Here is a 25,575-nt window from a genome sequence, read left to right on the forward strand (position 1 = left end):
CCCGATTCAGACGAGCGTCTGCTGCCACGCCGCGTGCAGCTGGGCGAACTTGCCCGTGCCGCCGATGAGGGCGGCAGGCGTGTCATCCTCGATGATCCGCCCGTGCTCCATCACCAGGACGCGATCGGCGATCGCCACCGTCGAGAGGCGGTGGGCGATGATGATCGCCGTGCGGTCGGCGAGCAGGGTCTGCAGCGCGTCCTGGATGAGCCGCTCGCTGGGGATGTCCAGCGACGCGGTCGCCTCGTCGAGGATCAGCACCGCAGGATCGGCGAGGAACGCCCTGGCGAAGGAGATCAGCTGCCGCTGCCCCGCCGACACGCGTCCGCCGCGCTTGTTCACATCGGTGCCGTAGCCGTCCGGCAGGGACTCGATGAAGGCGTCGGCGCCGACGGCCTTCGCCGCCGCGCGGATCTCGTCGAGCGTCGCGTCCGGTCTGCCGAGCGCGATGTTGTCCGCGACCGTTCCGCTGAACAGGTACGCCTCCTGGGTGACCATGACGATCGCCCGGCGCAGGTCCTTCGGATGCAGGGAGCGCAGATCGACGCCGTCGAGCGTGACAGATCCCTTCGAGGGGTCGTAGAAGCGCGAGATGAGCTTGGCGAGGGTGGACTTGCCCGCCCCCGTCGTGCCCACCAGCGCGATGGTCTGACCGGCGGGGATGTCCAGCGAGAAGTGCGGCAGGATCGTCTTCTCGTCGGAGTATCCGAACGTGACCTCGTCGAAGGAGACGTGTCCCCGCGACTCCCAGAGGTCCACCGGCTTCGCGGGGTCCGGAACCGTGGGAACCTCCTCGAGGACGCCCGACACCTTCTCCAGCGCGGCCGTGGCCGACTGGTAGGAGTTCAGGAACATCGCGATCTCCTGCATCGGGGCGAAGAAATTGCGCACGTACAGCACGGCCGACAGCAGCACGCCGACGCCGAGCGCGCCGTCTGCGACGCGCACGCCGCCCCAGAGCACGACGAGTGCGGTGGTCAGCGCCGCCACGGCCATGAGGCCGGGCTCGAACGTGCCGAACAGCACCATCGAGCGGCGGTTCACGTCGCGGTAGTCACCGGCGAGCTTGCGGAACGTGGTGTCGTTGCGGGGTTCCTTGCGGAACGACTTCACGGCGCGGATGCCCGTCATCGTCTCGACGAACTGCACGATCACCTTCGCGCTGATCACCCTCGACTCGCGGTAGACGCGCTGAGAGCGCGTGTAGAACCAGCGCATGAGGAAGGCGAGCGGGATGCCTGCCAGCAGGAGGATCACACCGGACTGCCAGTCGGCGATCACGAGCGCGATCAAGGTGAAGACGCCGAACAGCACGCCGGAGACGAGATTGTTGAGACCCCCGTCGAGCAGCTCCCTGATGGAGTCCAGGTCGCTCGTCTGGCGCGAGATGATGCGGCCGGAGGTGTACGACTCGTGGAATTCGAGGCTCAGCCGCTGCGTGTGCAGGAAGATGCGCTTGCGCAGATCCAGCAGCACGGCCTGGGTGATCCGAGCCGCGACCACCACGTACCAGCCGATGAGCGCGGCGGCCGTCGCCCCGGCGAGCAGGTAGACGCCGGTGACCATCAGGGCCGGCATCCAGTCGGCCTGCTCCAGCAGCACCGGCAGGGCCCTGTCCAGGCCGATGCCGATGAGGATCGGCCCCGATACCTGAAGGGCCGTCGAGACGACGAGCACGATCGCGGCGAGCGTGATCCGTGCGCGAAGCGGCGTGATGAGAGACCCGAGCAGACGCAGCGAACGGCGCCGGATCGCCCGACTCTCCTCGCGCGTGTAGTTCGAGCGGTCCTCGTCCTGGGTTCCGGTGAGGGTCATGCCTGCACCTCCTCGTCGTCGGCGATGACCGGATCGTCGTCGGTGATGATGGGGATCGCGCCGGTCCTGGCCGCCTCCTCCGCCTCGAGACTGGAGATCACGTGCCGATAGTGCGCGCTCGTCTTCAGCAGTTCGGCGTGGGTGCCGACGGCGGTGACCTTGCCCGCCTCCAGCAGGGCGACCCGATCCGCCAGCGCGACGGTCGACGGCCGGTGCGCGACGATCAGGGCGGTCGTCTCGGCGAGCACGTGCCGCAGCGCCTCCTCGACGAGCGCCTCGGTGTCGACGTCGAGGGCCGATAGCGGGTCGTCCAGCACGAGGACCTTCGGCGCCGCGGCGACGGCGCGCGCGAGGGCGAGCCGCTGACGCTGTCCGCCGGAAAGGCTCAGCCCCTCCTCGCCGATGATGGTCTCGGTGCCCTCGGGCAGCGCATCGACGAAGCCGGCCTGAGCGACCTCGAGCGCCTCGCGCATGACGCGCTCGCCCTCGTCGCTATGCGGATCGAGATCGGCGCGTCCGAGCAGGACGTTCTCCCGCACGGATGCCGAGAACAGCGTGGCGTCCTCGAAGGCCATCGCGATGTGCGTGCGCAGCTCGGCGAGCGGGAGGTCGCGCACGTCGACGCCGTCGAGCGTGACGCGCCCGCCGGTGACGTCGTAGAGCCGCGCGGGCAGGGTCGTCAGGGTGGTCTTGCCCGATCCTGTGAGACCCACGAGCGCCATGGTCTCCCCCGGGCGCAGGACGAGGTCGATGCCGTCCAGCAGATCCCGCTCGGCGACACCCGCGTCCTGGTAGCGGAAGTGCGCGTTCTCGAACGCGAGCTCGCCGCGGGGCTCCGTGATGTGCACGGGGTTCTCGGGATCGGTGATCGAGTTCGTCTCGGTGAAGATGTCGAAGACGCGGTCGGTGGCGGTGCGCGCATCCAGCATGAAGGAGAACAGGAACCCGATCGACTCGATCGGCCACCGCAGTACCGTCGCCATGGCGAAGAACGCGAACATCTGGGCGACGTCGATCGCGCCCTGCCACACCAGCCAGATGCCGGTGAGCAGGCTCAGCCCGAATGCGATCTGCGGCATGAGGTCGAGCCAGAACCAGATCTTGCCGACCGCGCGGGCCTTGTCCAGCTCGGTCTCCCGCAGCGTCTCGGCCTGGCGGCTGAAGCGACGCAGAGCGTGAGCGCCGCGTCCGAACGCCTTCAGCACGCGGATGCCGTGCACGCTCTCCTCGACGCTCGTGGCGAGGTCGCCGGCCTGATCCTGGCTCTGCCGCGCGAGCGTTCCGTAGCGCTTCTCGAACAGGTAGCCCTGGATCCACATCGGAATGCCCGTGACGAGGAAGATCACGCCCAGCAGCCAGTGCCACTGGAACAGCAGCACGGAGCCGATGATGATCGTCAGGATGTTGACCACGAGCAGGATGAGCCCGAACGCCAGCCATCGCCGGATCAGGCCGATGTCCTGCATCATCCGGCTCAGCAGCTGACCGGACTGCCACCGGTCGTGGAAGGCGACCGGCAGCGTCTGCAGCCGCGCGTAGATCTCGGATCGCATCCGGAACTCGACCTCGGTGGCCGGGGTGAGCACGAACCATCGGCGCAGCCACACCATCGCGGCCTCGCCGATTCCGAGGGCGAGCACGACGCCGGCACCGCCGACGATCAGGGCGAGGTTGCCGCCATCCTCGCCGTCGAGCCCGCGGACGATCTGCTCGAGCACGATGGGGACCATGAGGGCGATGATCGCGGCGGCGAGCGCACTCGCGGCACCGCCGGCGAGCCGCCCCACGATGGGCCGGACGAACGGCTTCAGCCGCCAGAGGGCTGCGGGCGTGGAGAGCGAGGAGGACGAAGGGGGCACGTGCGTGACAGGGGTGGCAGACATGACTCTCAGAAGTGACGAGGAGAACGGAGACGTGAAGGAGCGCGGCCGAGGGCCGCGCGACGAGGAGAGACGAGGGGCGGGCGCTACCCGCGGTCGGCCGCCACGCCGATACCCGGAGCGGAGGCCTGTGCGACGGTGATCGAGATCATGGTGTCCTCCTCGGGATCGGCGGCATCGCCCGGTCGGCGCGACAGCCCTCCAGACTATGCCTGTGAGACTGCTGAGTGCAAGCCTTCCTTCGGCATCGCCCGTCGCGTGCCGACCGGATCAGGCTTCGCGGGCGAGCAGGCTCCGCTTCACGTCCAGTCCCCAGGCGAATCCCCCCAGGGTGCCGTCGGTGCGCAGCACGCGGTGACAGGGCACGAACAGCGCAGGGGCGTTGCGCGCGCAGATGGATGCCGCAGCCCGCACGGCCCTCGGCTCCCCGATGGCGGCAGCGAGCTCCGTGTAGGTGAGCGGTGCGCCTGGCGCGATCCTCCGCAGTGCCTGCCACCCTCGCGCCTGCAGATCCGTTCCGCTCTGGCTGACGGCGACGTCGTCGATCGCTGCGAGGTCGCCGGCATAGTAGGCGGCGACCGCCTCGGCAGCATCGGTCCTGCCCTCGGCGACCCGGTCTGGTCGGTTCTTCGCGGTGATCCTGCCGAGGATGCGCTCGACATCCTCGGTCCATCCGGAGGCGAGTACGCGCCGGCGTTCGTCCACGAGGATCGTGAAGGGACCGTCCGGTGTGCCGATGGTCTCGATGGTCGCGGTCATGTCGTCTCCTTCGTGATGCTCCGGCGCACCGGCCGGGCGGGTGCCGCACGCCAGAGGTGGGCGCTGAGGTAGCTGCGCCATGGTGCAGCCCTGCGCGCCCACTCGGTGAGGGTCTTGGGTTCTGCCGGGATCCCGGCAGCGGCCGCTCCAGCACGCAGGGCCACATCGCCGGGCAGCAGGATGTCCGGGTCGCCGAGAACCCGCATCCGCACGTAGTCCGCCGTCCACGGCCCGATGCCCGGCATGGCGAGAAGCGCGTCGCGCTGGGCGTGCGGATCATCCCCGATCGTCAGGGCGAGCGATCCGTCGGCGAGGGCTGCCGCGGCACCGGTGATCGCTCTGATGCGAGCGGCGGGCCCGCGCAGGACCTCGGCGCCGCGGTCGGCGATCGCGTCCATCGTCGGAAAGAGCAGCCCGTCATCGGTGCGCTCCCCCAGTCGCTCGGCGAGCGCGGTCAGCGCCGTGCGGGCCGCGACCACCGTGATCTGCTGGCCGACCATCGCTCTGATCAGCATCTCGTGCGGGTCGGCAGCTCCTGGGACGCGGATACCGGGGTTCGCATCGAGGAGCGGTACGAGCTCGGGATGCCGTGCGAGAGCCGCATCCACCGCCACCGGGTCGGCGTCGAGGTCGAAGAGCCTCCTCGCCGTGCCGACGAGAGGGGCGAGGTCGCTCAGCCTCGCGACCCTGGCGCGCAGCCGCAGGCGGCCGCCGTCCTTCCTCACCTCGAACCACACCGGTCCGCCGGGCATGCGCAGATGGCGGGCGAAGGAGTGCGCGGTGGCCTCCTCCATGCCCGGCAGCGCTCGCGCCGCCATCCACGCGAACACGCCGTCGGCATCCAGCGGTTCGCGATGCGCGAGCAGCAGATCGAGCTCGCCGGGCACCGCGGAGCCGCCTTTGCGTCTGGCGCGCAGCTCGCTGGGCGACATGCCGAACACCTCGCTGATCGTCTCGCCCGCCTGACGGACGCTGGCGAATCCCGCCGAGAAGGCGACATCGGCGATCGGCATGGCCGTGCCGACGAGCAGCATCCTCGCGGTGTGCGCCCGGTGGGCTCTCGCCAGGGCGAGCGGGCCGGCGCCGAGCTCCTCGGTGAGCAGTCTCGTCAGGTGTCTGCTGGAGTATCCGAGCCGACGCGCGAGACCGGGCACGCCCTCGCGCTCGACGACGCCGTCGGCGATGAGGCGCATGGCCCTGGCCGCGATGTCGCCGCGCAGGTTCCACATCGGCGATCCGGGGGCCGCCTCCGGCAGGCAGCGCTTGCACGCGCGGTATCCGGCCTCATGGGCCGCCGCGCTGGTCGGATAGAACGTGACGTTCTGCGGCTTCGGCGTGCGCGCGGGGCAGCTCGGCCTGCAGTAGATCCCGGTGGAGCGCACGGCCGTGACGAACTGACCATCGAAGCGGACGTCACGCGCATCGATCGCGCGGTACCGCTCGTCGAAGGTCATGCTCAGGCTCATGCCTCAACTCTGACACGGCCGCACGACATCGGCACGCGGAAATCGGACATGACTGTGCGAGCCCCTCCCCTCGCGGCTCGGATGAGATCTCTCTCATCCCCGGCTCATCCTGCTCTCGCCCAGCCTCGGAAAGGTGGAGGAATCGCACAGCCGCATCAGCCGTGCAGAAGGAGGGGCTCATGACCACCAGGATCGTCCTGTACTCGCACGACTCGATGGGGCTCGGACACATCCGACGCAACCTGGCTCTCGCTCACGCCATGACGGCCGGGATGCCGGATGTCACCGGCATCCTCATCGCCGGACGGCCGGAGGCCACCCGGTTCGCGGCGCCCGACGGCTGGGACTGGGTGATCCTCCCCGGCGTCGAGCCGGCCGACGGCGGCTATCGCGCCAGTGCGCTGGACGTGGATCTCACGACCACGACCTCGGTGCGCGGTGCCGTCTTCCGTGCGACCATGCGCAGCTTCCGTCCCGATCTCGTCGTGATCGACCGGCATCCGCTCGGCGTCGCCCGCGAGCTCGAGAGCGGCTTGCGCCTCCTGCGCGCCGAGAACCCCGACTGCCGCATCGTGCTGGGGCTCCGCGACATCCTCGACACGCCGGCCGCGGCATCCGCCGAGTGGCGTGCGCTCGGCGGCGGGCGGACGCTTCGCCCCCTCTTGGATGCCATCTGGGTCTACGGCGATCCCCTCATCCACGATCTCGCCGCGGACGGACAGCTCCCTCCGAGCCTGCGGGATCTCGTGCGCCACACCGGCTATCTCGCGGCGGGCAGGCACAGCGGCCATCCGCACGACGTGGAGGGCCCCTTCGTCCTGACCACCGTCGGCGGTGGCCGCGATGGTCTCGATCTGGCGATCGCCGCCGCCGGCGCCGCGGTGCCGGCGGGGTACCGGCACCTCGTAGTGACCGGCCCACAGATGCCGTCGTCCGACCGCGCACTGGTCGAGTCGGCCGCAGGCCCCGCGACCACCGTGGTCCGGCGCGTCCCGGATGCTCTTCCCCTGATGCACCGCGCCGCCGCCGTGATCTGCATGGCCGGGTACAACACGATCTGCGAGGTCATGAGCACCCTGACGCCCGCCCTCGTGTCGCCGCGGGTGCAGCGCAGAGCGGAGCAGCGCATCCGCACCGCCGCACTCGCCGGCGTCGGCGCGATCGACGCCCTGCCGCACGCGCGCACAGATGCAGCGCAGATCGGATCATGGCTGGCCGCCAACGTCGGGCGCCGCGTGCACCGCAGCGGTGTCTCCCTGGACGGCCTCGAGCGGATCCCCGTGCTCGCCCGCGAGCTGCTCGCCGAACCGGCCTGTGCCATCAGGGGAGGTGAGCCCGTTGCTGTCTGATACCAGCGTGCCTCGCATCGGCTACGTGGTGAAGGTGTATCCGCGGTTCTCGGAGACGTTCATCGTCACCGAGATCCTCGCCAGGGAGGCGGCGGACGAGGACATCCACGTCTTCGCACTGCGCACCTCCGAGGATCCGCGATTCCATCCCGAGCTCGCCAGGGTCCGCGCCGGCGTCAGCTACCTCCCGCGCCCCGCACGCCCCTCCGCGCTGTGGGACGGACTGCGCGCCGCATCCGATGCAGGGCTTGCCGGTGCGATCGCGGCGAACTGGTCGGAGCTGATCCGCGCCGACGTCGATGACGCCGTCCAGGCCGTCGCGCTGGCCGTGCAGGCCGTGGATGCCGGGATCACCCACCTGCACGCGCATTTCGCCTCGTCACCCACCACGGTGGCCCGCCTGGCGAGCCTGCTCACCGGCATCCCGTACTCCTTCACCGCGCATGCGAAGGACCTCTTCCACGAGTCGGTGGATCATGACGACCTGCGCCGCAAGATCGCGGATGCCGCATACATCGCCACCGTGAGCGCGTTCAACGTCCGCTTCCTGCACCTGCTCTCCCCCGAGCACGCCGAGCGGGTGCACCTGGTGCCCAACTCGATCGAGATCGACCGGTTCCCCTACTCGGGGCCTTCGCCGGTGCGTGCGGACGCCCCGCTTCGCATCGTCGCCGTCGGCAGGCTCGTGGCGAAGAAGGGCTTCGACGTGCTGCTGGATGCCGTCGCCGCGCTCGCCCACGACGGCGTCGCGCTCAGGGTCACCCTGGCCGGCGGCGGAGAGCTCGCCGAGGAGCTCGCAGACCAGGTGCGCGCATCCGGCTTGGAGGGCGTCGTCCGGATGACGGGGCCGATCCGCCAGGACGAGGTGTCCGCCCTGCTGCGCGTGGCCGACGTGTTCGCCGCTCCGTGCGTGATCGCCGAGGACGGCAACGCCGACGGTCTGCCCACCGTGCTGCTGGAGGCGATGGCGGCCGGCGTCGTGTGCGTGTCCACGCGAGTGACCGGCATCCCGGAGGTGGTCATCGACGGCTCGACCGGCCTGCTCTGCACGCCGGGCAGCGTGTCGGAGCTCGCCGCCGCGCTCAGACGCCTCGCCACCGGCGAGGTCGATGTCTCCGCCATGACCCGTGCGGCGCGGAGGCTCATCGAGGAGCGTCATGATGCACGCGGCGCCGCAGCACGGCACGCCGCGCTCACCCTCACTCCCCTGACAGCACCCCTGAGAGAGGCGGTCGCCTGATGCATGTCGCGTACCTCTGCACGGACCCCGGCATCCCCGTGGACGGCTCCAAAGGCGCATCCATCCATGTGCAGGAGATCGTGCGCGCGTTCCAGCGGCGCGGCGACACCGTGACCGTGTACGCCACCCGCACCGACCACCCCGGCTCCCCCGCTCTGGACGGCGTCAGGGTCGTCACCATGCCCGTCGGACGAGGAGACGCCGCACAGCGGGAGCGAAGCGTGGCGGACGCCGCCACGGCGCTGGCCGCACAGGCGGCCTCGGACGGGTGCGATCTCGTCTACGAGCGCTACGCGCTCTTCTCGGATGCCGCGACCCGCGTGGGCGTGCCATCCATCGTCGAGGTCAACGCTCCGCTGATCGAGGAGCAGCGGGACTACCGCACGCTGGTCGATGAGACGGGTGCCGAGGCCACCACGCGTCGCCTTCTCGCCGGAGCGTCCGTCGTGGCCTGCGTCTCCGAGCCGGTCGCGCGGTGGGCGGGCGCTCACGGCGCTGCGGCACCGCTGATCGCACCCAACGGCGTCGACACGCGGAGGTTCCTTCCCGCGACGCAGTGGCACGGTGCGCTGCGCGTGGTTTTCGTCGGCTCGCTCAAGCCATGGCACGGCGTGGAGGTCGCCCTCGACGCCCTCACCGGCATCACGGGTGTCGAGCTGACGGTGATCGGCGACGGTCCGGAGCGGGGCAGGCTCGAGCAGCATGCGCGCGAACGAGGCCTCGCCGTCGACTGGCTCGGCTCGCGGACGCACGCCGAGATCCCCGGCATCCTGTCCGGGATGCACGTGGGACTCGCGCCGTACCCGCCGTCCGCCGGCGACTACTTCTCTCCGCTGAAGGCCTACGAGTACCTCGCGGCCGGCCTCGCCGTCGTCGCGTCGGACGTCGGCCAGCTGCCCGATCTCCTCACGCAGAGCCGCACCGGGATCATCGTGCCCGCCGGCGATGCGGATGCGCTGCGCGGTGCCGTCACGACGCTCCGCGACGACCGCCCTGTGGCGCGTCGGCTGGGCGCCGCCGCCCGGGTGCAGGCCGTGACCAGACACGACTGGGATAGGACTCTCGAGACGATCCTCGCCGCACTGCCCACCGCCACCGCCACCGCCACCGCCACCGCCACCGAGAGGACGGTGCTCGTATGAGTCGCGCATCCCGCACTCCGCGCTCTCCCGGCGCCGTTCGGCGCACCCTCGCGATCGCACGGCCGCACCTGCACGGCCAGTACCCCCTGCTCATCGGGGGTCTGGTCGCGCTGCTGGCGACGGTGGCACTGCGGATCCTCGAGCCGTGGCCGGTCAAGTTCGTCATCGACGCGGTCAGCGTCAGCCTCGGCGCCACGGGAGGCGCGACGGCGGGAACGGCGCCTGCCACCGTGCCCCTGCTGATCTCCTGCGGCGTCCTGCTGCTCGGCCTGATCGGCATGCGGGCGTTCACGCAGTTCCTCTCGACGGTGATGTTCGCGCTGGCCGGCTCGCACATCGCCACCAGACTGCGCTCGCGCGTCTTCCAGCATCTGCAGTCCCTCGGGCTGGCCTTCCACGCGCGCTCCGGCCACGGCGATGTCGTGCAGCGACTGGTCGGAGACGTCGGCCGCCTGCAGGAGGTGATCGTCACCGCCGGACTCCCCCTGGTCGGCAACCTGATCACGCTGGTGGCCCTGGGCGTCGTGATGGCGTTCATGGACCCGCTGCTGGCCGGTGTGATCGCCGCGGCCGCTCTCGCGTACGTCGTCCTCACCCGCGCCGGAGCGCCGCGCATCGCCGCCGCAGCCAGGCAGAACCGGCGCAGCGAGGGCGCCCTGGCCAACACCGCCGCCGAGACGTTCGGCGCGATCAGGGTCGTGCAGGCCTACGGTCTCGAGGCCCAGCGCGGCGGCGCGTTCGAATCGGGCAATGAACGCGCGCTCACCGAGGGGGTCGCCTCCCGACGTCTCGCGGCCGCGCTCGAGCGCGGAACCGATGTGATCATCGGCGTCGGGCTGGCTGTGGTGCTCGTCGTGGGAGGGATGCGGGTGATCGAGGGAGCGCTGACGCCCGGCGACCTCGTGATCTTCACCACATATCTCAAGCTCGCGCTGCGCCCGCTGCAGGATCTCGCCAAGCACACCGGTCGGATCGCCCGCGCCCTCGCCTCCGGCGAGCGCGTCGCCGACCTGCTCGACGAGGACATCGCCGTCCGCGACCGTCCTGATGCCGTCGCGCTGCCCGCCGGGCCAGGAGCGGTGAGCTTCATCGACGTCGACCTCGATGACGGGCACGGCAGACCGCTGTTCCGCGCGTTGTCGCTGCACATCCCCGCCGGCAGCTCGGTGTGCGTGCTCGGCTCGTCCGGCGCAGGAAAATCCACCCTCGCCGGCCTCATCACCCGTGCGGCGGACCCGATGGGCGGCCGGGTGATGATCGACGGCACCGACGTGCGCGATGCGACGCTGGAGAGCGTTCGGTCCGCCGCGGCGGTCGTGCTGCAGGAATCCGTGCTGTTCGCGACGACCATCCGGGAGAACATCCGCCTCGGACGCATGGACGCCACGGACGACGACGTCGAGGAGGCGGCGCGGCGCGCACTCGCGGACGATTTCATCCGCGACCTCCCGCAGGGCTACGAGACCGAGCTCGGCGACCGCGGCGACACCCTCTCCGGCGGGCAGCGCCAGCGCATCGCGATCGCCAGGGCCTTTCTGCGGGACGCCCCGATCGTGATCCTCGATGAGCCGACGACCGGCCTCGATCCCGCTTCCAAGGAGCTGGTCTCGCGCTCGATGGCGGAGCTCACCAGAGGCCGGACGACGATCGCGATCACGCACGACCCGCGGGCGATCTCCGACGCCGACCGCGTGGTCTGGCTGGAGGACGGACGCATCGTCGAGGCGGGGGCGCCGGATGCCCTGCTGGCGGACCCTGCGTCGAGGCTCACTGGTTGGATGCGCGCGTCGGGCGTCGCCCCGTCAGGCGACGAGCGGTTGCCCGCCGTGTCAGGAGCTCCCGCGTGATCCGGGACGCGATGACGGCGACGGCCGCCGTCATCGACCTGGCGGCGAGGGATCCTGCTCTGCCCGACCTCGCCCTCGTGCTGGACGACGAACGGCGCTCGGCCGCGTTCGGCGCGCGGACGGTGATCGAGCGGGTGCGGTACAAGCCCGGCGCGTCGATCGTGGCGGCGGTCCGCACGCCGGACGAAGCCCTGTGGTGGTGCGCGTCCTACGCCGACCCGGCGAAGCTGGACAAGAGCGACTCCCGCGCGCGTGCGCACGGCGCCGAGACACGACGACTGTCGGAACGCGCTCTCGCCGGAGCCGCGCATGGGGATCGCCTGCTCGCGGCGCGCATCCGCCGGGCCATCGGCGACAGGGATGCCATCGACCGCACGCGGATGCTGCGCTACAACCCGCTGAGACGCCTGGTCGTCCGCGCAGGAGACCGGGCCGTGAAGATCACCGCGGGCGACGCGGCGCCCGTCGCGGCGCAGGCTCTGGCAGCGACCGGCGCCGCGGTGCTCGCGCCGGAGCGGGTCGGCGATGGTGCGTGGGCCTACCCGTGGTGGGGTCTCGGCGACGCTGCAGATCCCACCCTCGGAACCGCCCCCGTGCTCGCCGCCGCGGGCGCCTCGCTCGCCGCGATGCATGCGGTGCCGCGGGCGAGCATCCCGCTGCCCGTGATCGACGCCGCTGCCGCCGCGGCCGAGGCCGCGGAGGCCATCGCGACGCTGCTCCCCTCGCTGCGTGCGAGGGCGATGCGTCTCGCCGCCGCCCTGGCCGTCCTGGATGGCCCTCGCGTCCCCAGCCACGGCGACTGGTCCGCCGATCAGATCCTCACCGACGGCACCGAGGTGCGCATCATCGATCTCGATCGTGCGACACTGGCGCCGCCGGAGCACGATCTCGGGTCGTACCTCGCCGCGGGCGGCGATCCCGCACACGTGGACGGCTACCTCGCCGCCGGTGGACGTGTCTCGCCGAGAGCGCTGGAATCGTGGGCTGCCTTCGGCGTCCTCCGACGCGCAACCGAGCCGTTCCGCATCGGCGACCCCTCCTGGCCGTGTCTCGTCGAGCAGGCGCTCAGACGCGCCGAGAGCATTCTGCAGAGGAAGGCCTCGCTGTGTTGAGCATCCCCCTGCATGCGCGCATCGATGGCGTGGACGTGACGATCGAGCGGGTCTGGCCGGCCAAGCGAACCGGCGAACCGGTATCGCTGGAGGCGCGCGCGGACGGGCTCCTCCGCGGCGGTCACGCCCATGCGGACGGCACGATGTCGCTGCTCGCGCCAGGGCACGATCAACGTCTGCCCGCGCTCGGCACCGTGGCGGATGCCGGGACGCTGGTCGCACATCGCCCTGGCAGGCGCGCCGTCGTGCGCTTGTCAGACGGTCGCGGCTTCGCGAAGATCGTACGGCCGGGCAAGGCCTCGGACGTCATCGCGGCGCATCGCCGCGCACTCGCGTTCGGCGCCGGCTTCGCCCTTGCGTCCCCGATCGCGCACGAGTTCGATCCCGATCAGGTGGTGGTCTTCGAGACCCTGGAAGGACGCTCGCTGTCAGATGGGGGCAGCGACCGCGCGCTCCCCGACGCGCAGTGGCAGCGGGCGTGGGAGGCCTGGGCCGATGGGTGGCTGGCCACCATGGCCGCGGCCGATCCGTCAGGGCTGCCCGTGCACGACGTCGAGGACGAGCGGCGCGTGATCCGCACCTGGGCCGCGCATGCCGTCGACGCCCTCGGCCACGCCGATGAGATCCTCGCCGCCGCATCGGCCGCCTCGTCCGCGCTGTCCGCGGCAGGACCCGCAACAGCGCTCTCCCACCGGGACCTGCACGATGCTCAGCTGCTGTGGGATCCGCAAGCGGGTATGGGGATGATCGATCTGGACACCTGCGCCCGCGCGGATCCCGCCCTGGATCTCGGCAACCTCGCCGCGCATGCCGACTTCGCGCATGCGCAGGGCCGGTGGTCGGCGTCTCGGGCCGCCATCGCGACCGCCACCATCGCGCGGACGGCGAGCGCTCTCGGCATCGACGCGGCACGGTGGGATGCGTGGCGCACCGCCGCGCGATTCAGGGTGGCATGCGTCAACGCCCTCCGCCCCCGCTGGCGCGAGGTCGCGGGACGCGAACTGACCGGCTTCCGCACGACGTTCGCCGCAGCGCCTTAGCACGCACAGACGAGATCCAACGGCGGGTGCCGGATCGTCCAGCGCGCCTCGTCGACTCTGCGGCGACGCGAGCATGCCCCGAGACCGCTCCTGCGATCCCGGGGCATGCTGTGCTCACGCGCCGATCAGCTCCTTCGCCGGCCGCGCAGCGCGCCGCCCCATCCCGTAATAGTCCCACCCGGCTTCCTGCCACGCATCCGCATCCAGGCAGTTGCGGCCGTCCACCACCGCTCGGCGCGTCACGAGACCGCCCGCGTGCTCGGGCGACAGCTCACGGCGGTAGTCGTCCCATTCGGTGACGACGACCACGACATCCGCGCCACGCAGCGCTTCGTCGCGGTCGGCGACGTAGTCGAGCTCGGGGTGGAGCCTGCGGGCGTTGTCGATCGCGGCGGGATCGGTGACGGTGACGCGCGCGCCTCGTGCCCGAAGGCGCGAGGCCACATCCAGCCCTGGCGAGTCTCTGACGTCATCGGAGTGCGGCTTGAACGCGGCCCCGAGGACGGTCACGTGCACGCCACGCAGCGAACCGCCGGCGGCCTCGGTGGCGAGTTCGACGGCGCGGTCCCTGCGCCGCAGGTTGATGGCGTCCACTTCGTGCAGGAAGGCCACGGCCTCCCCACGACCGAGCTCCTCGGCGCGGGCGGCGAACGCTCTGATGTCCTTCGGCAGGCATCCCCCGCCGAAGCCGATGCCTGCCCCGAGGAAGCGCCGCCCGATCCTGGAATCCATGCCCAGCGCATCGGCCAGGCGGGTGACGTCGGCCCCTGCCGCGTCGGCGACCTCCGCCATCGCGTTGATGAAGGAGATCTTCGTGGCGAGGAACGCGTTCGCCGCGACCTTGACGAGTTCGGCGGTGGCGAGATCCGTGACGATGAACGGGCATCCGCTCTCGACGGCCGGCGCGAACACGGCGCGCAGCACCTCCGCCGCGCGCTCGCCCCCTGCCCCCTCGCCCACCCCGACGACCAGCCGGTCAGGGGCGATCGTGTCCTGCACCGCCCAGCCCTCTCTGAGGAATTCGGGATTCCAGACCAGCTCGGCCCCCGTGCCGCGGATGCGCTCCGCGACGCCGGCGGCGGTCCCCACCGGGACGGTCGACTTCCCCGCCACCACGTCGCCGGGCTTCAGCACCGGCAACAGGGACTCCACGGCGGCATCCACGTACCGCAGGTCTGCCGCGTTCGTTCCCGACTGCTGCGGTGTGCCGACGCCGATGAAGTGCACCGTGGCATCCGCCGCGGCGGCCGCATCCGTGGAGAACCGCAGTCGGCCTTCCGCGAGCCCCTCGCGCAGCAGGTCGTCGAGCCCCGGCTCGACGAACGGCGCCACACCCTGCGAGAGCAGCGCGATGCGCGACTCGTCCACGTCCACGCCGACCACGTCGTGGCCGATCGATGCCATCGCCGCGGCGTGCACCGCCCCGAGGTACCCGCATCCGATAACCGAAATCCGCATCGTGAATCCTTTCGTTCAGGACACACGCTATGGGCACGGCGGCACCGCGCAGGGCTCTATGAGAGGGGTCTCATCGGGGTCTCATCCCCGACGATCGGACTCTCACAACAGCCTTATCTCAGTGGAAGAAGTGGCGCTCCCCGGTGAAGAACATCGTGGCGCCCGCGGCCTTCGCCGCCGCGACGACCTCTTCATCCCGTACCGATCCACCGGGCTGGATGATCGTCTTGATGCCGGCATCCAGCAGCACCTGCGGGCCGTCCGCGAAGGGGAAGAACGCATCGGATGCCGCGACCGAGCCAGGCGCACGATCGCCCGCACGCTCGACGGCGAGCCGGCAGGAGTCGACCCTGTTCACCTGGCCCATGCCGATGCCGACCGTCGCGTTGCCCTTGGCGAGCACGATCGCGTTCGACTTGACGGCGCGGCACGCCTTCCACGCGAAGATGAGGTTGCGCATCTCCTCGTCGTCCGGACGCTCGCCGGTCACGAGCTCCCAGTCCTTCGCGACGGACTCGATGTCGGCCGGGAAGCGATCGGCGTCCTGAAGGAGGAGACCCCCCGACACCAGACGCACGTCCATCTGCTCCTGGCGCCAGTCGGCGGGCAGCTGCAGCAGACGCAGGTTCTTCTTCGCCTTGAAGACCTCGAGGGCGGCGGGCTCGAACGAGGGCGCGACGATGACCTCGGTGAAGATGTCCTTGAGGTTCTCTGCCATCTTCAGCGTGACGGTGCCGTTGGCGGCGATCACGCCGCCGTATGCGGAGACCGGGTCGCACTCGTGCGCGCGGAGGTGGGCGCTGGCGATGGGGTCCAGCGCATTGGGAGCCGTGGTCGCGATCCCGCACGGGTTCGCGTGCTTCACGATCGCGACGGCGGGGAGCACCATGTCGAAGGCGGCGCGCAGGGCGGCATCCGCATCGACGTAGTTGTTGTACGACATCTCCTTGCCCTGCAGTTGCACAGCCTGGGCGATGCCGTGCCCGCCCGCGCGGGTGTAGATCGCACCGCGCTGGTGCGAGTTCTCGCCGTAGCGCAGGGTGGCGAGACGCTCGGCCTTGATGGTGAGGTGCGCGGGCAGGTCGCCGCCGTCCGACAGCGTCCCCTCCGCGAACCACGCGGCGACGGCCGTGTCGTAGGCCGAGGTGTGCGCGAAGGCACGGGCGGCGAGCTCACGGCGCTGGGAGAGGCTCGTGCCGCCCTCCGCGACCGCGGCGATGATCGCCGGGTAGGACTCCGGCGAGACGACGATCGCGACGTTGGCGTGGTTCTTGGCGGAGGCGCGGACCATCGCGGGCCCGCCGATGTCGATCTGCTCGACGACGTCATCGCCGGTCGCGCCGGAGGCGACCGTCTCGACGAACGGGTACAGGTTCACCACGACGAGCTCGAAGGGCTCGATCTCGAGCTCGGCGAGCTGACGGGCGTGATCCTCGAGACGCAGGTCGGCGAGCAGACCGCCGTGGATGCCGGGGTGCAGCGTCTTCACGCGGCCGTCCAGCATCTCGGCGACGCCCGTGACCGCTGCGACATCCGTCACGGCGAAGCCGGCGTCGCGGATGGACGCGGCGGTCGAACCGGTCGAGACGATCTCGACGCCCGCGCCGGCGAGCGCCTCGGCGAGCACGAGCAGGTCGGTCTTGTCGCTCACGGAGACCAGCGCACGGCGGATCGGCACGACGTCGCGGTCGCGGTAGAGGGACGGGTCGTGGCGAGGGCCGGCCATGGAAGAGCTCCTTCGGGCGTCTGGGTGGATCAGGAGGCGGTGGTGAGATCGAGGTCGCCCGCGGCGATGCGACGCACGACGTCGATCAGCAGGCGGCGCTCCACGGGCTTGATGCGCTCGTGCAGGGCGTGCTCGGTGTCCCCGGGGAGCACCGGCACGCGCTCCTGCGCGAGGATCGGTCCGGAGTCGACGCCGTCGTCCACCACGATCACGCTCGCACCGGTCTCGGTCACCCCTGCGGCGAGCGCATCGCGGACGCCGTGGGCGCCGGGGAACTCGGGCAGATAGGCGGGGTGGGTGTTGATGATGTGCGGAGCGAGGCGCGACACGAGAGCTGCGGGAAGCAGACGCATGAGGCCGGAGAGCACGATCAGATCGGGAGCCCACACGTCCAGCTGGCGACCGAGCTCCTCGCCCCATTCCTCGCGACTCGCGAAGGAGCGGAACGGGACGGTGAAGGCGGGGATGCCGAACTCCTCGGCATGAGCGAGACCGTCGGCGTCGCGATCGGCGCCGACCACGACGATCCGCGCGGGGAAATCGGGGTGGCGAGCGGCTTCGAGAAGGGCCCTGAGATTGGAGCCCGTACCCGAGATGAGAACGGCGACCGTGAGCACCCGGTCAGTCTACCGGGGCGCGGTGCCCCGAGAATCCCGCCCAGGCCGCCCGAAGAAGCCCGACTCCTCGATCGGCGCGGTCTCCTGCTCATCCGCTGCGAGGTGGGGCGCCGGGATGGGTTCGTCCGCCGCCGACGGCGACGTGCCCATCAGGGCGACCCACCGATCGGTGCGTTCCTCGGCGATCTCCTCGCGGTTGCGGGGAGAGAGCAGGAGGATCGTCGTCCCGAGCAGCACCTCGCCGCCCAGCACGAGCGCGAGCAGCCACGGATCGGGGCCGACCTCGCTCAGGCGCCCGGGTCCTATCGATCCGGAGACCGCGCTGCCCGCGAGCGCGGCGACCGTCGCGACGAGCACCGGGATGCCTGCTGCGATGGCCGCCCTGGCTCGCCAGTCGTCCGCCGTGCCCTCCCAGACGAGGCGCGAGCGGATCATCCAGCCCGCCACCGCACCGGCCGCGATCGGGATCAGAACGACGATGAGCATCCAGATCGAGCCGCCGTCGGGAAGCAGACCGAACACAGGGATGCCGGGGACGACACCCAGCTCGGTGCCGACCGGAGACACGGCCGTGCCCGTCCCGATCGCGAAGCCGGGCCCCGCGATCCAGGCGACGGCCCAGACGATGAGCGTCGGCAGGTAGGCGAGCTGGCCGAGCGTGATGATCGTCGCCCCGAGCGCGTCGACGTGCGCTCGCTCGAAGAGCGCGACCACCTCGCCTCCGCGGAGCACGACCATGAGCGCGACGGCGAGGGCGCCGACCCCGGTCAGCAGGACGAGCACGATCGCCGCGCCGCGTACGGCCTCCCCCGGCACGGGTGCGAACGGCCCCCAGGAGTCCACGATGTCGTGGACGCGGTCGATGGGCCCTTCGTCCCCCTCGCGCCAGGCGTGCTGCACGGCTCCGGCAAGAGCGCCGACCGCGTAGATCCCGACCGGCCAGGCGATGCCAGCCGCGAGGGGGACCCCGGCGGACGCGCTCTGCGAGGTCAGGGCGACGAGCACGGCGATCCCCGCGAAGACCGCCGCACCAGCAAGGACGCCGAGCGTCCACGCGCCAGCGCGGGCGGCGCGGGCGCCGGACCGGGCGGCGAAGAACAGCGTGAACAGGCCGATGGCCAGCGGGGTCACGGAGAGGACGAAGGATGCCGCCTCCTGCGCCGTGCCCGTCGCCACGAGGATGTCCGCCCCGAGCTCCACGTGGATGGCCGCGCCGTGCCCGAACTGCCAGAGCGCCGCGGTCACCGGCCAGAGCACTCCCCAGTCCGCCGAGCCGCCGAACGCGAACGTCCACAGCAGGGTCAGCGGGGCGAGCAGCACGGTCAGCCCGACGGCGGCCGCGACGGCGGCATCGAGGGCGGCGAGGAGCGCGACGAGGAGGCGTTGCATGACTCCACGAGACTACGACGAGTTGCGGACACTCCTCCGGGGGCGCGCGAGGGATCCCGCACCCGCTAACGTCGATGCTGGAGGTTCCCCATGACAACTGCCCCTGCGTCCGCCCCGGACGACATCCGCGAGCCCAAGAACGCGCTCGACCGCTTCTTCGAGATCAGCAAACGCGGATCGACCATCGGCACCGAGGTACGCGGAGGCCTGGTGACCTTCGTCACGATGGCCTACATCGTGATCCTGAACCCGATCATCCTCACCACGACGCCGGACATCGACGGACGCGTGCTCGAGTTCCCCGCCGTCGGTGCGGCGACCGCCCTCACCGCCGGCGTCATGACGATCCTCTTCGGACTCGTCACCCGCCTGCCGTTCGGCTTCGCCGCCGGTCTCGGCATCAACGCCTTCGTGGCCTTCTCCGTCGTCGGTCAGGTCACCTGGGCCGAGGCGATGGCCCTCGTCATGATCAACGGTGTCATCATCGTGCTGCTGGCGGCCACCGGGCTGCGCAAGGCCATCTTCGATGCCGTGCCGATCCAGCTGAAGCTGGCGATCACGGTCGGCATCGGCCTGTTCATCGCCTTCATCGGCTTCGTCAACTCCGGCTTCGTCACCGCGACCGGCAGCGCGTCCCCGCCCGTCGGGCTCGGCGTCGGCGGCTCCGTGGCCACCGTGCCGACGCTGCTCTTCGTCGTGACGCTCGTGCTCACCGGCACCCTCGTCGCCCTGCGTGTCAAGGGCGGCCTGCTCATCGGCCTGATCTCCGGCACGGTGCTCGCCGTGATCGTCGAGGCCATCTGGCACCTCGGCGCCGCGGCGGACGGCAACGCCGGCGGCTGGAGCCTGACGGTCCCGACGCTCAGCGGATCGCCGTTCAGCATCCCCGACCTCAGCCTCGTCGGCGCGGTCGACTTCACCTTCGACTTCGGCCGCGTGAGCGCCGTGGCACTGGTCATGATCGTCTTCACCCTGGTGTTCTCGAACTTCTTCGACGCCATGGGCACCATGACGGGGCTCGCGAAGGAGGCGGGTCTCGCCGACGAGAAGGGCGACTTCCCGCGCATCAAGTCGGCGCTGGTCGTCGAGGGCGTCGGCGCGATCGCGGGTGGTGCGACGTCGTCGTCGTCGAGCACCGTCTTCATCGAGTCCGGCGCCGGCATCGGCGAGGGCGCGCGCACCGGCTTCGCGAACATCATCACCGGTGCGATGTTCCTCATCGCCATGTTCCTCACCCCGCTGACCTCGATCGTCCCGACCGAGATCGCCGCGGCAGCCCTGGTGATCGTCGGCGCGATGATGATGGCGCAGATCAAGCACATCGACTTCGCCGACTTCCGCGTGCTGCTGCCGGTCTTCCTCACCGTCACGGTGATGCCGCTGACGTACTCCATCGCCAACGGCATCGGGGCGGGCTTCGTGAGCTGGGTGCTCATCCACGCCTTCTCCGGAAAGGCGAAGAGCATCCATCCGCTGCTGTGGGTGGTCGGCGTCGGCTTCATCCTGTTCTTCGCCCGCGGTCCGATCGAGGCGCTGTTCGGGGTCGCCTGACCCGCAACCGCACGAGCTGCGCAGACGCCCCCGGCATCGATCGATTCGATGCCGGGGGCATTCTTACGCACGTCTTATGCCGTCCTCATAGCCTGAGCGAGCACCGGAGAGCTATGAGGAACCTATGACCGCACCGCACCCCGTCCTGACGACCCTCGGCCTCGCCGACCGACACAGCGCTGCGCTCCTCGCGATGCTCGTGTCCATCGACCTCGTGCTCATCGCCTGCTACGTCGCGCAATCGCTGTTCGGCTTCCCCGGCGGCTTCGTCTTCGACCTCGGTGCCGACCGCGGCTACGGCGAGTTCCTCCAGTACGCGAAGTGGCTCTGGAGCGCACTGCTGCTGGCCGCGCTCGCGGTCTCCGCGCGGATGCCCGTGGCGTGGGCGTGGATGGCGGCCTGCCTCTATCTGCTCTTCGACGACGCGTTCCTGCTGCACGAGCGTGCCGGCTGGGCGTTCCGCGACATGGTCCCCGGCGGCCCCGGATGGGCGGTGCACACCGGCGAGATCCTCTTCATCGGCCTGATCGGGGTGCTCATCGTGATCGGGGTCACTCTGACGCACCGGCGCACGGACGCGGCACTGCGAGGGATCTCCTGGGTGATGGCCGCCCTGATGGCGGGCATCGCACTGTTCGGCGTGGTGATCGATGCCATCCACCATCTGCTGTTCCCAGGGCCGGGCCTGCGCTCCTTCTTCACCACGATCGAGGACGGCGGGGAACTGCTGGTCCTCAGCCTCGTCGTCGCGTTCCTCTTCGCCGCCGCGACGGGCGGGCACCGCCCTGAACCGGTCGCCCCGCGCACCCGCGGCCGCGCGTCGACGCCGACGGCATAGGCACGAGAAAGGCCCCGGGGTGGAGCCCGAGGCCTTCTCTACGAGTCTAGCTCAGATCAGAGCGCCTCGACGATCGCGCGCATCAGGTCGGCGGTCTCGGAGGGAGTCTTGCCCACCTTGACACCGGCGGCCTCGAGGGCCTCCTTCTTCGCCTGCGCCGTGCCTGCCGAGCCGGAGACGATGGCGCCGGCGTGGCCCATGGTCTTGCCCTCGGGAGCCGTGAAGCCTGCGACGTAGCCGATGACGGGCTTGGTCACGTTCGCCTTGATGTAGTCGGCTGCGCGCTCCTCGGCGTCGCCGCCGATCTCGCCGATCATGACGATCGCCTTCGTCTCGGGGTCCGCCTCGAACGCCGCGAGGGCGTCGATGTGCGTCGTGCCGATGACCGGGTCGCCGCCGATGCCGATGGCGGTCGAGAAGCCGAGATCGCGCAACTCGAACATCATCTGGTAGGTCAGCGTGCCCGACTTCGAGACCAGGCCGATCGGGCCCTTGCCGGTGATGTTGGCCGGCGTGATGCCGACGAGCGCCTCGCCGGGGGTGATGATGCCGGGGCAGTTCGGGCCGATGATGCGCGTCGTGTTGCCCTTGCTCTTCGCGTAGGCCCACGCCTCGGCGCTGTCGCCGACGGGAACGCCCTCGGTGATCACGACGAGCAGCGGGATCTCCGCGTCGATGGCCTCGATCATCGCGTCCTTCGTGAAGGCGCCGGGCACGAACGCGATGGAGACGTCCGCGCCGGTCTCCTTCATCGCCTCGGCGACGGAGCCGAAGACGGGCAGCTCGACGGGCGAGCCGTCGGCCGCGGTGTGCGAGACCGTGGTGCCGGCCTTGCGTGCGTTCACGCCACCGACGACCTGGGTGCCGGCCTTCAGCATGAGCGCGGTGTGCTTGGTGCCCTCGCCGCCGGTGATGCCCTGGACGATGACCTTGGAGTCCTTGTTGAGGTAGATCGACATTTCTCTAGTCCTTGTCCTTGTTCAGAGCGCCTGCGCCGAGCCTGCCGAAGCGTTGGCGAGCTCGGCGGCCTTGTCGGCGCCCTCGTCCATGGTGGCGGCGAGGGTCACGAGCGGGTGGGCGTACTCGGCGAGGATCGCACGGCCCTCGTCGACGCGGTTGCCGTCCAAGCGCACGACGAGCGGCTTGGACGCCGTCGCGCCGAGCGTCTCGAGTGCGCCCTTGATGCCGTTGGCGACGGCGTCGCACGCCGTGATGCCGCCGAAGACGTTGACGAACACGCTCTTGACCTGCGGGTCGCCCAGGATGACGTCCAGGCCGTTGGCCATGACCTCGGCCGAGGCACCGCCGCCGATGTCGAGGAAGTTCGCGGGCTTCACGCCGCCGTGGTTCTCGCCTGCGTAGGCGACCACGTCGAGCGTGGACATGACGAGTCCTGCGCCGTTGCCGATGATGCCGACCTCGCCGTCGAGCTTGACGTAGTTGAGGCCGCTCTGCTTGGCCTTCGCCTCGAGCGGGTCCGCGGCATCCTTGTCCTCGAGCTCCTCGTGCTCGGGGTGGCGGATCTCGCTGGCGTTGTCGTCGAGCGTGACCTTGCCGTCGAGGGCGATGATCGAGCCGTCCTCGGTGCGCACCAGCGGGTTGACCTCGACGAGGGTGGCGTCCTCGCCCTTGTAGACCTCGAAGAGCTTCACGAAGACGTCGGAGACCTTCTCGACGAGGTCCTCGGGGAAGTTCGCGGTCTTCGCGATCTCGACGGCCTTCGCCTTGTCGATGCCGACGATCGGGTCGACCTCGACCCGCGCCAGCGCCTCGGGCTTCTCCACGGCGAGCTGCTCGATCTCCATGCCGCCCTCGACGGAGCACAGCGAGAGGTAGGAGCGGTTGGCGCGGTCCAGCAGCACCGAGAAGTAGAACTCCTCCGCGATGGCGGCGCCCTGCGCGACCATGACGCGCTTGACGACGTGGCCCTTGATGTCGAGGCCCAGGATCGCCTTGGCCGCCTCGTATGCCTCATCGGGGGTCTTCGCGACCTTCACGCCGCCGGCCTTGCCTCGGCCACCGGTCTTGACCTGCGCCTTGACGACGACCACGCCGCCGATCTTCTCGGCTGCCGCTCTCACCTCCTCGGGAGTGTCCGCGACGATACCGGCGAGCACCGGCACCCCGTACTTCTCGAAAAGGTCTCGTGCCTGGTACTCGTAGAGATCCACGTGCAGTCCTTCGCTGGTTGCGGCGGGTGGGACGCGACAAGATTGTCGGCTGCCGATTGTTGGATCGGCCCGATCCCCCAGCGTACTACCGTCTGTCATCGTGCTTTCACCGCGGTCTAGGCTTCTGCCCATGCACGAAACCGCAGAACCGCGCTCCGCCGTCGTCGCCGCAGCGCTCGAACTGTTCCAGGAGCGCGGCTACGACCAGAGCTCCGTGGAGCAGATCGCGAAGGCGGCGGGGGTGAGCCGCTCGACCTTCTTCCGCCAGTTCGGCGGCAAGGAGGACGTCGTCTTCGCCGACCACGAGGTGCTGCTGGAGGAGCTCCGCCTCTTCCTCGCCGAGGAGCACGAGGATCCGTGGCTGGCCGTGTGCGAGGCATCCGAGCACGTCTTCGCGCATTTCGCACGCGCGCCCGAGATGGCGAGGAGACGCTATCAGGTCGTGCGGACCGTCCCTGCGCTCCGCGAGCGGGAGATCGTCACGGTGTTCCGCTACGAACGGCTCTTCGACGAGTACCTGCGTCGCAGCCTGCCCGCGATCGACCCGCTGGATGCCGTCGGGTTCGCCGCCCTGGTCACGGCTGTGCACAACCATGTCCTGCGCCGGCTGCTGCGCGAGGAGCGCAGCGTGCCCCTCGAAGAGCTGCATGATGCGCTGGCGGACGTACGAGGGCGGTTCGGTGTCGGCGCAGAACCGTCCCCGAGCGCGGAGGACGATCTCGTCGTCGCGGCGTTCCCGCGCTCGATGCCCCTCGCCGAGGTCGCCAGACGCCTCGGCGCTCGCTTGAGCTGACACCGAGTTCCCACGATGGAGGAACCGAGTTCCGCACGCGAGTAGAGTGGCGCCATGAGCGATGAAGCCACTCCTCTTCCCGGCGAGCGCGTCTCGGCATACGACACGACCTCGCGCAGGGACAGCGACTACTACGCGGTGTTCCAGGACATCCCTGCCGCCGACCGCGCGGCCTGGGACAGGGCGAAGGCGTACATCGACGAGGTCGGTCCGCAGATGGCGGATGCCTGGGACAAGGCCGAGTACCCGCTCGACGCCGCTCGGCGGATGGGCGAGCTCGACCTCGTCGTCGACGGCATCCGGCATCCATCGCTCACCCCGATGTCGCCGCTGGCCGCCGGCTTGGTGAACATGGAGATCTCCCGCGGCGACGGCTCGCTCGGCACGGTCCTCGCCGTGCAGGGCGGCCTCGCGCTGCGCACCCTCGCCCTCTTCGGCAGCCGGGAGCAGCAGGACCGCTGGCTGACCGCGCTGGCGGACGGCTCGGTGTTCGGCTCCTTCGCGCTCACCGAGCCGGATCACGGCTCCGACTCCGTGTCCTTGGAGACCACCGCTCGCCGAGACGGCGACGAATGGGTGATCCGCGGCGCCAAGAAGTGGATCGGCAACGGCGCCTCCGGCGGCATCACCTTCGTCTGGGCGCGCGTGGACGATGAGAGTGCGCCGGAGCACGGCGCGGTGCGCTGCTTCCTCGTCGAGCAGAGCGCACCCGGCTACACCGGCACCGTCATCCCCGGCAAGGGCTCGCTGCGCGCGATCCACCAGGCCCATATCGCGCTCGACGACGTGCGCGTCGGGATGGATGCCGTGCTGCCTGGCACGCACAGCTTCAAGGACGCATCCGTGGTGCTCTACTCCACGAGATCGGGCGTGGCCTGGTCGGCGCTCGGGCACGCCACCGCCTGCTACGAGGCGGCGCTGTCCTACGCGCTCGAGCGCGTGCAGTTCGGCAAGCCGCTCGCGAAGTTCCAGATGGTGCAGGAGCGGCTGACCCACATGCTGGAGGACCTCACCGCGATGCAGCTGTACTGCCGGCGCCTCGCCGATCTGGAGTCAGCCGGTGAGCTGCGCCCCACGCAGGCGTCGCTCGCGAAGTTCCACAACACGCGCGCAGCACGCCGCATCGCGGCGACCGCCCGAGACCTGCTGGGCGGCAACGGCATCCTCCTCGAGAACGGCGTCATCCAGCACATGGCCGACATCGAGGCGATCCACACCTATGAGGGCACGGAGAGCGTGCAGGCGCTGCTGCTCGGGCGCGACATCACCGGGATGAGCGCCTTCACCTGACCCTCAAGCGGCGCGCTTCGACAGGCTCAGCGGGCTACGATCTCTCCCGCTCCCTGAGCCTGTCGAAGGGACACCCACGAGCAACGCCTCGA

Annotated in this window: 20 protein-coding genes; 10 read left to right on the forward strand and 10 right to left on the reverse strand. The window is 70.4% G+C overall.

Translation table 11 applies throughout. The annotated features are described in order from the left end of the window. Positions 1-6: 6 nt before the first annotated feature. The 4 genes from ACWGJP_RS01545 to ACWGJP_RS01560 form a co-directional block, all read right to left on the reverse strand. Positions 7-1,815 carry an ABC transporter ATP-binding protein gene (locus ACWGJP_RS01545; protein ID WP_452327990.1) on the reverse strand — a complete coding sequence of 603 codons (1,809 nt, stop codon included), beginning with the start codon at positions 1,813-1,815 and terminating at the stop codon, positions 7-9. After that, positions 1,812-3,698, reverse strand: coding sequence for an ABC transporter ATP-binding protein (locus ACWGJP_RS01550; RefSeq protein ID WP_452327991.1), 1,887 nt, complete (start codon positions 3,696-3,698; stop codon positions 1,812-1,814). The genes ACWGJP_RS01545 and ACWGJP_RS01550 overlap by 4 nt, the downstream gene beginning before the upstream one ends. Before the next feature lie 267 nt (positions 3,699-3,965). Then, positions 3,966-4,454, reverse strand: coding sequence for a methylated-DNA--[protein]-cysteine S-methyltransferase (locus ACWGJP_RS01555; RefSeq protein ID WP_452327992.1), 489 nt, complete (start codon positions 4,452-4,454; stop codon positions 3,966-3,968). Next, positions 4,451-5,920, reverse strand: a complete 1,470-nt coding sequence (locus ACWGJP_RS01560) for a DNA-3-methyladenine glycosylase 2 family protein (protein WP_452327993.1) — start codon at positions 5,918-5,920, stop codon at positions 4,451-4,453. The genes ACWGJP_RS01555 and ACWGJP_RS01560 overlap by 4 nt, the downstream gene beginning before the upstream one ends. A gap of 179 nt (positions 5,921-6,099) precedes the next feature. On the opposite strand from ACWGJP_RS01560, the gene ACWGJP_RS01565 reads away from it, so the two are divergent. From ACWGJP_RS01565 to ACWGJP_RS01590, 6 genes are read left to right on the forward strand one after another with little or no spacing between them, the layout of a single operon-like run. After that, complete coding sequence (locus tag ACWGJP_RS01565) at positions 6,100-7,269, forward strand: glycosyltransferase family protein (RefSeq protein ID WP_452327994.1); 1,170 nt, start codon at positions 6,100-6,102, stop codon at positions 7,267-7,269. Beyond that, on the forward strand, positions 7,259-8,509 hold the full coding sequence (locus ACWGJP_RS01570) for a glycosyltransferase family 4 protein (protein WP_452327995.1): 1,251 nt from the start codon (positions 7,259-7,261) through the stop codon (positions 8,507-8,509). The genes ACWGJP_RS01565 and ACWGJP_RS01570 overlap by 11 nt, the downstream gene beginning before the upstream one ends. Beyond that, the gene (locus ACWGJP_RS01575; protein ID WP_452327996.1) at positions 8,509-9,651 is read left to right on the forward strand and encodes a glycosyltransferase family 4 protein; all 1,143 of its coding nucleotides are present in this window, start codon (positions 8,509-8,511) and stop codon (positions 9,649-9,651) included. Before ACWGJP_RS01570 ends, ACWGJP_RS01575 begins: the two co-directional genes overlap by 1 nt. Further along, positions 9,648-11,498, forward strand: coding sequence for an ABC transporter ATP-binding protein (locus tag ACWGJP_RS01580; protein WP_452327997.1), 1,851 nt, complete (start codon positions 9,648-9,650; stop codon positions 11,496-11,498). Before ACWGJP_RS01575 ends, ACWGJP_RS01580 begins: the two co-directional genes overlap by 4 nt. After that, positions 11,495-12,610 carry a phosphotransferase gene (locus tag ACWGJP_RS01585; protein ID WP_452327998.1) on the forward strand — a complete coding sequence of 372 codons (1,116 nt, stop codon included), beginning with the start codon at positions 11,495-11,497 and terminating at the stop codon, positions 12,608-12,610. Before ACWGJP_RS01580 ends, ACWGJP_RS01585 begins: the two co-directional genes overlap by 4 nt. Beyond that, positions 12,604-13,650: a hypothetical protein gene (locus tag ACWGJP_RS01590; RefSeq protein ID WP_452327999.1), complete on the forward strand. Its 1,047-nt coding sequence runs from the start codon at positions 12,604-12,606 to the stop codon at positions 13,648-13,650. Before ACWGJP_RS01585 ends, ACWGJP_RS01590 begins: the two co-directional genes overlap by 7 nt. A gap of 114 nt (positions 13,651-13,764) precedes the next feature. Here the strand turns inward: ACWGJP_RS01590 and ACWGJP_RS01595 are convergent, their stop codons facing one another. The 4 genes from ACWGJP_RS01595 to ACWGJP_RS01610 form a co-directional block, all read right to left on the reverse strand. After that, complete coding sequence (locus ACWGJP_RS01595; protein WP_452328000.1) at positions 13,765-15,108, reverse strand: UDP-glucose dehydrogenase family protein; 1,344 nt, start codon at positions 15,106-15,108, stop codon at positions 13,765-13,767. Positions 15,109-15,226: 118 nt separating this feature from the next. Then, entirely contained in the window at positions 15,227-16,834 is a 1,608-nt protein-coding gene (gene purH / locus ACWGJP_RS01600) for a bifunctional phosphoribosylaminoimidazolecarboxamide formyltransferase/IMP cyclohydrolase (RefSeq protein ID WP_452328001.1), read from the reverse strand. Positions 16,835-16,863: 29 nt separating this feature from the next. Next, on the reverse strand, positions 16,864-17,451 hold the full coding sequence (gene purN, locus ACWGJP_RS01605) for a phosphoribosylglycinamide formyltransferase (RefSeq protein ID WP_452328002.1): 588 nt from the start codon (positions 17,449-17,451) through the stop codon (positions 16,864-16,866). A 9-nt stretch (positions 17,452-17,460) separates the two neighbouring features. Further along, entirely contained in the window at positions 17,461-18,840 is a 1,380-nt protein-coding gene (locus ACWGJP_RS01610; RefSeq protein WP_452328003.1) for a cell division protein PerM, read from the reverse strand. A 90-nt stretch (positions 18,841-18,930) separates the two neighbouring features. Between ACWGJP_RS01610 and ACWGJP_RS01615 the strand changes: the two genes are divergently transcribed. Next, the gene (locus ACWGJP_RS01615) at positions 18,931-20,391 is read left to right on the forward strand and encodes an NCS2 family permease (RefSeq protein ID WP_452328004.1); all 1,461 of its coding nucleotides are present in this window, start codon (positions 18,931-18,933) and stop codon (positions 20,389-20,391) included. A 124-nt stretch (positions 20,392-20,515) separates the two neighbouring features. Continuing rightward, a complete protein-coding gene (locus tag ACWGJP_RS01620) occupies positions 20,516-21,229 on the forward strand; it encodes a hypothetical protein (RefSeq protein WP_452328005.1) in 714 nt (237 codons plus the stop codon). A gap of 56 nt (positions 21,230-21,285) precedes the next feature. Here the strand turns inward: ACWGJP_RS01620 and sucD are convergent, their stop codons facing one another. Both sucD and sucC read right to left on the reverse strand, forming a co-directional pair. Further along, entirely contained in the window at positions 21,286-22,188 is a 903-nt protein-coding gene (gene sucD, locus ACWGJP_RS01625) for a succinate--CoA ligase subunit alpha (RefSeq protein ID WP_452328006.1), read from the reverse strand. A 21-nt stretch (positions 22,189-22,209) separates the two neighbouring features. Beyond that, positions 22,210-23,400, reverse strand: a complete 1,191-nt coding sequence (gene sucC / locus ACWGJP_RS01630) for an ADP-forming succinate--CoA ligase subunit beta (RefSeq protein WP_452328007.1) — start codon at positions 23,398-23,400, stop codon at positions 22,210-22,212. 130 nt (positions 23,401-23,530) lie between these two features. Here sucC and ACWGJP_RS01635 point away from each other — a divergent pair, with 130 nt between their 5' ends. Continuing rightward, complete coding sequence (locus ACWGJP_RS01635) at positions 23,531-24,193, forward strand: TetR/AcrR family transcriptional regulator (RefSeq protein ID WP_452328008.1); 663 nt, start codon at positions 23,531-23,533, stop codon at positions 24,191-24,193. 54 nt (positions 24,194-24,247) lie between these two features. Beyond that, positions 24,248-25,483: an acyl-CoA dehydrogenase family protein gene (locus tag ACWGJP_RS01640; protein WP_452328009.1), complete on the forward strand. Its 1,236-nt coding sequence runs from the start codon at positions 24,248-24,250 to the stop codon at positions 25,481-25,483. Positions 25,484-25,575: the final 92 nt, after the last annotated feature.

Source organism: Microbacterium sp. NPDC055903 (assembly GCF_053615555.1).

Coding starts and splice junctions, on each gene's coding strand:
- ACWGJP_RS01545 (WP_452327990.1), bottom strand. CDS start 1,815: ATGACCCTCACCGGAACCCAGGACGAGGACCGCTCGAACTACACGCGC.
- ACWGJP_RS01550 (WP_452327991.1), bottom strand. CDS start 3,698: ATGTCTGCCACCCCTGTCACGCACGTGCCCCCTTCGTCCTCCTCGCTC.
- ACWGJP_RS01555 (WP_452327992.1), bottom strand. CDS start 4,454: ATGACCGCGACCATCGAGACCATCGGCACACCGGACGGTCCCTTCACG.
- ACWGJP_RS01560 (WP_452327993.1), bottom strand. CDS start 5,920: ATGAGCCTGAGCATGACCTTCGACGAGCGGTACCGCGCGATCGATGCG.
- ACWGJP_RS01565 (WP_452327994.1), top strand. CDS start 6,100: ATGACCACCAGGATCGTCCTGTACTCGCACGACTCGATGGGGCTCGGA.
- ACWGJP_RS01575 (WP_452327996.1), top strand. CDS start 8,509: ATGCATGTCGCGTACCTCTGCACGGACCCCGGCATCCCCGTGGACGGC.
- ACWGJP_RS01580 (WP_452327997.1), top strand. CDS start 9,648: ATGAGTCGCGCATCCCGCACTCCGCGCTCTCCCGGCGCCGTTCGGCGC.
- ACWGJP_RS01595 (WP_452328000.1), bottom strand. CDS start 15,108: ATGCGGATTTCGGTTATCGGATGCGGGTACCTCGGGGCGGTGCACGCC.
- purH (WP_452328001.1), bottom strand. CDS start 16,834: ATGGCCGGCCCTCGCCACGACCCGTCCCTCTACCGCGACCGCGACGTC.
- ACWGJP_RS01610 (WP_452328003.1), bottom strand. CDS start 18,840: ATGCAACGCCTCCTCGTCGCGCTCCTCGCCGCCCTCGATGCCGCCGTC.
- ACWGJP_RS01615 (WP_452328004.1), top strand. CDS start 18,931: ATGACAACTGCCCCTGCGTCCGCCCCGGACGACATCCGCGAGCCCAAG.
- ACWGJP_RS01620 (WP_452328005.1), top strand. CDS start 20,516: ATGACCGCACCGCACCCCGTCCTGACGACCCTCGGCCTCGCCGACCGA.
- sucD (WP_452328006.1), bottom strand. CDS start 22,188: ATGTCGATCTACCTCAACAAGGACTCCAAGGTCATCGTCCAGGGCATC.
- ACWGJP_RS01635 (WP_452328008.1), top strand. CDS start 23,531: ATGCACGAAACCGCAGAACCGCGCTCCGCCGTCGTCGCCGCAGCGCTC.
- ACWGJP_RS01640 (WP_452328009.1), top strand. CDS start 24,248: ATGAGCGATGAAGCCACTCCTCTTCCCGGCGAGCGCGTCTCGGCATAC.